Consider the following 4,664-nt stretch of genomic DNA (forward strand, 5'->3'; position numbering starts at 1 on the left):
ATATTCCAAGGGGTTTTTTTGCCTTTCAATCAGGCTTTATGACGGCTTTTTGCGGCCGCCGACGGCCCGGCGGATGCCCGCCAGATCGGCTCTGGCGGACCCCTCCGGCGCCAGCCCCGCCGCCGTCATCAAGTCCCTGACATCGCCGTGCTGGCCCTGGCCGACTTCCACCACGAGGGCGCCCCGCGGCGCCAGCAGCAGCATTGCCTGCGGAATCAGCGCGCGATAGGCGTCAAGTCCGTCCGGACCGCCGTCGAGCGCGGCAAGCGGGTCGAAATTTCGCACCTCGGTGGCGAGCCCGGCGATATCGGCCGAGCGGATGTAGGGCGGGTTGGAGACGACGAGATCGAAGGCGCCCGACAGACCGGACGCATAATCGCAGGCGATGAAGGTAGCGCGATCGGCGAGGCCAAGAATGATTGCATTGCTGTGGGCTGTTTGTAGCGCTTCCTCGCTGATGTCGGTGCCGATCCCAACCGCGCGCGGCAATTCCGACAACAGCGCCAGCAGGATCGCGCCCGAGCCGGTGCCGAGGTCGGCGATCCGCAACGGGTGACCTTGAGCAGGGGATGCGCGCAGCATTTCCAGCGCCAGTTCGACCACGGTTTCGGTATCGGGCCTCGGCACCAGGGTTGCGGCCGACAGTGTCAGCGGCAATCCCCAGAATTCTTTTGCTCCGAGAATCCGCGCGACCGGCTCACCGCCGAGGCGGCGGCGCGCGAACCCCTCCAGGCTTGTCGATTCGTCCGCGGTGAGTTGCCGGCCCGCGGCCGAGATCAGGCCGGTGAGGTCGAGGCCAAGCACGGCGCCGACCAGCAATCGCGCATCGAGCCCGGGGGATTCGATCGAGCCGGACTTGAAGCGCGCGGCGAGCGCGCGCCGCGCGGCATCGACGGTTTGTCCGGCGAAGGATTCGGTCACTTGCCTAAATCCATCCACCCGTCGTCCCTGCGAACGCAGGGACCCATACCGCGTTGTGCTCGCGATGAAACGAGATAGATGACGCACCCTTCGCCAAACCAACGCCGGTGGTTATGGGTCCCTGCGTTCGCAGGGACGACGAGATAGCGAGTCCGGCTCACGCCGCCGCACCCTGGGCGGCGAGCTGGGCGGCCTGATGTTCCGTGGTCAGCGCGTCCACCAGTTCGCCGAGCGCTTCGCCCGCGATCACCTGCGGCAGCTTGTAGAGCGTCAGGTTGATGCGGTGATCGGTGACGCGGCCCTGCGGGAAATTATAGGTCCGGATCCGCTCGGAACGGTCGCCGGAGCCGACCTTCTCGCGGCGGTCGGCGGCGCGGGTCGCGTTGATGCGCTGCTGCTCGGCGTCGTAGATGCGCGAGCGCAGGATGTTCATCGCCGAGGCGCGATTCTTGTGCTGCGAGCGGCTGTCCTGCATCATGACCACGATGCCGGTCGGAATGTGCGTGATGCGGATCGCCGATTCGGTCTTGTTGACGTGCTGGCCGCCGGCGCCCTGCGCGCGCATGGTGTCGATCCGCAAATCGTCGTTCTTGATCTCGACGTCGACCTCCTCGACCTCGGGCAGCACCGCCACCGTCGCCGCCGAGGTGTGAATGCGGCCCTGCGTCTCGGTGTCGGGCACGCGCTGCACCCGGTGCACGCCGGATTCGAATTTCAGCTTGGCAAAGGCGCCGCGGCCCTGGATCTCGGCGATGATTTCCTTGTAGCCGCCCATGGTGCCTTCGCTGGCGGAGATCACCTCGACCTTCCAGCCCTGCAGGGCGGCAAAGCGCTCATACATCCGGAACAGGTCGCCGGCGAACAAGGCGGCCTCGTCGCCGCCGGTGCCGGCGCGGATTTCCAGCACGACGTTGCGCTCGTCCATGGCGTCCTTGGGCAGCAGCGCGACGCGGATCTGCTGCGCCAGCTCGAGGCTGCGCGCGACCAGCGTTTCGCGCTCGGCTTCCGCCATGCCGCGCATCTCGGCATCGGTGGCGGGGTCTGATATCAGCGCGTCGATGCCGGCCAACTCGGCATTGGCGGCGCGGTAGGTTTTGACGGCGTCGATCAGCGGATTGAGTTCGGAAAGCTCACGCGTGAGCTTGACGTAATTTTCCGAGCTCATCTGGCTGAGCAACTGGGACTCGAGCGAAGCGTGATGCGCCAGCAGGATATCGAGTTTGGCTTCGGGGAGTATCGACATGGTCAGGTCTCGAATTGAAAAGCGTTTCGTTCAAGCGGGACAGAGCCTCGCTACAACGACAGCCCCTCGGCCTCGGCGAATGCCGTCAGCTTTTCGCGGATCGACACGCTGCCGGAGGGCGCTTCGAGCAGCGGCGCCATCATGGCCTCGGCTTTTTTTGCGTCGAGCTCGAGGATCATCGCCTTGACCGGACCGTGTCCGGTGGCCGACAGCGACAGCGAGCGATAGCCCAGCGCGATCAGCGCCAGCGCGCCGAGCGGTTTGGAGGCCATCTCGCCGCACAGCGACGCGGATTTCTTCGCCGCATTGGCCTTCACGACGATCTCGCGCAACGCCCGCATGATCGGCGCCGACATGGTGTCGAAGCGTTCGGAGACCTTGGCATTGCCGCGATCGACCGCGAACAGGAACTGGAACAGATCATTGGAGCCGACCGAGACGAAATCGACCTTCTTCAGGAGTTCGTCGAGCTGGTAGAGCAGCGCCGGCACTTCCACCATGGTGCCGACGTCGATGCGTTCCGGCAGCGCGTGGCCGTGCTGGCGCAGATAGGTCAGTTCGCGCTCGACCATGCCCTTGGCGAGATCGAATTCGGCGACTTCGGAAATCATCGGAAACATGATGCGCAGCGCGCGGCCGCCGCCGGCGCGCAGCAGCGCACGGATCTGGCCGCGCAGCAGCCCGGGACGGTCGAGGCCGAGCCGGATCGCGCGCCAGCCGAGCGCGGGGTTTTCCTCGACCACGGTTTCCATATAGGGCAGCGCCTTGTCGCCGCCGATGTCGAGGGTGCGGAAAGTCACCGGTTTTGTACCTGCGGCGTCCAGCACCGCGCGGTACAGCGCCAGCTGGTCGCTGGTCCGCGGCAGGCTCTGGCCGACCATGAATTGCAGCTCGGTGCGGAACAGCCCGATGCCGGCCGAGCCGGTGTCGTCGATATGCGGCAGGTCGATGATCAGGCCGGCATTGATCATGAGCTCGATCGGCTGGCCGTCTTTGGTGACGCAGGGCAGGTCGCGGAGCGCCAGATATTGCGCCTGCCGCCGGGCGCGAAACCGCACCCGTTCCGCATAGGCCGATTCGATTTCGGCCGAGGGGCGGATGTAGATCGAGCCCGAGGTGCCGTCGACGATGACGGCGTCGCCCGGGTCGGCAATGCCGGGCGCGTTCGGTATTTCGCCGACCGCGGGAATGCCCAGCGCCCGCGCCACGATCGAGACGTGGGAATTGGCGGTGCCTTCCTCCAGGATCAGCCCGCGCAAGCGCTTGCGATCGTAGTCGAGCAGCGCGGCGGGACCCATCGCACGCGCGATCAGGATGGCGTTTTCGGGCAATTGTTCCCGCGACGGCGCGTGGTCGCGTCCCACCAGCTGCCGCATCAGGCGATGGCCGAGGTCCTCGAGATCGTGCAGGCGGTCGCGCAGATAAGGATCGGTGGAGCGCAGCATGCGCGCGCGGGTGTCGGACTGCACGCGTTCGACCGCGGCCTCGGCGGTGAGGCCGGTGGCGACCGCCTCGTGCAGCTTGTGCGACCAGCCGTGATCGTTGGCGAACATGCGGTAGGCTTCCAGCACGTCGCGGTGCTCGCCGCCTTCGGCGACGTCGCCGCGCTCCAGCATGCGGTCGAGGTCGGCGCGCAATTTCGCCAGTGCCGCATCGAGCCGCTTGATTTCCTTCGGCAGGTCCTCGGCGATGTAATTGGTGATGACGACGCGCGGCTCGTGCAGCACGACATGGCCGAGCGCTATGCCGTCGGACAGCACCGCACCGGTCTTGTGCACCGAGTGGCGCGCCGCGGGCTCCGCGCCGGGCTGCGCCAGCGCCGACAATTCGCCCGAGGCGATCATCTCCGCCAGCACCATGGCGGTGGTCTGCAGCGCCTCGACCTCTTCCTCGACATAGGTGCGCTTGGCGCGGTTCTGCACCACCAGCACGCCTAGCGTATTGCCGGCGCGCAGGATCGGCACGCCGAGGAAGGAGTGATAGATTTCTTCGCCGGTCTCCGGGCGGAACGAGAACGCCGGATGGGTTTGCGCGTCGCTCAGATTGAGCGGGTTCGCCTCGCTGGCGACGAGGCCGACCAGGCCCTCATGGGAGTGGAGCACGGTGCGGTGGACGGCGTCGCGGTTGAGGCCTTCGGTGGCGTAGAGTTCCAGCGTGTTGTCGACGCGCAGCACATAGGTCGAGCAGACCTCGGCCACCATGTTGGCCGCGATCAGCACCACGATCTTGTCCAGGCGCTCCTGGGCGGAGACCTGCTCCGCCATGGTTTCGCGGAGCCGTCTCAGCAAGACGCGGGGGCCTCCCGACGCGCTCCGCATGTGCCGATACCTCCCCCCGCCAAGCCAGCATCCGGGGTGGCCGGGAGCTGGCGTCAAATCCAGTGAAAACAACGATTTCAATCAATCGGCGCCGCCACAAGGGTCGCAACCGGCCGAATCAGCGTTGCCAAAACTGTGGCACAGTTTGCCGCAGCCCACCCATCCGGCCGTATAGCGAATCG

Annotated in this window: 3 protein-coding genes; all 3 read right to left on the reverse strand. The window is 66.4% G+C overall.

Annotated elements, in window-relative coordinates; genetic code table 11:
- Positions 1-36: 36 nt before the first annotated feature.
- A complete protein-coding gene (gene prmC, locus Q7U29_RS03745; RefSeq protein ID WP_304738590.1) occupies positions 37-921 on the reverse strand; it encodes a peptide chain release factor N(5)-glutamine methyltransferase in 885 nt (294 codons plus the stop codon).
- A gap of 157 nt (positions 922-1,078) precedes the next feature.
- The gene (gene prfA, locus Q7U29_RS03750; protein WP_304738592.1) at positions 1,079-2,164 is read right to left on the reverse strand and encodes a peptide chain release factor 1; all 1,086 of its coding nucleotides are present in this window, start codon (positions 2,162-2,164) and stop codon (positions 1,079-1,081) included.
- Positions 2,165-2,214: 50 nt separating this feature from the next.
- Positions 2,215-4,482, reverse strand: coding sequence for a phosphoenolpyruvate--protein phosphotransferase (gene ptsP / locus Q7U29_RS03755; protein WP_304738595.1), 2,268 nt, complete (start codon positions 4,480-4,482; stop codon positions 2,215-2,217).
- Between the last annotated feature and the right edge of the window lie 182 nt (positions 4,483-4,664).

The sequence above is a fragment of the Bradyrhizobium sp. genome (assembly GCF_030654605.1).
Lineage (GTDB): Bacteria > Pseudomonadota > Alphaproteobacteria > Rhizobiales > Xanthobacteraceae > Bradyrhizobium.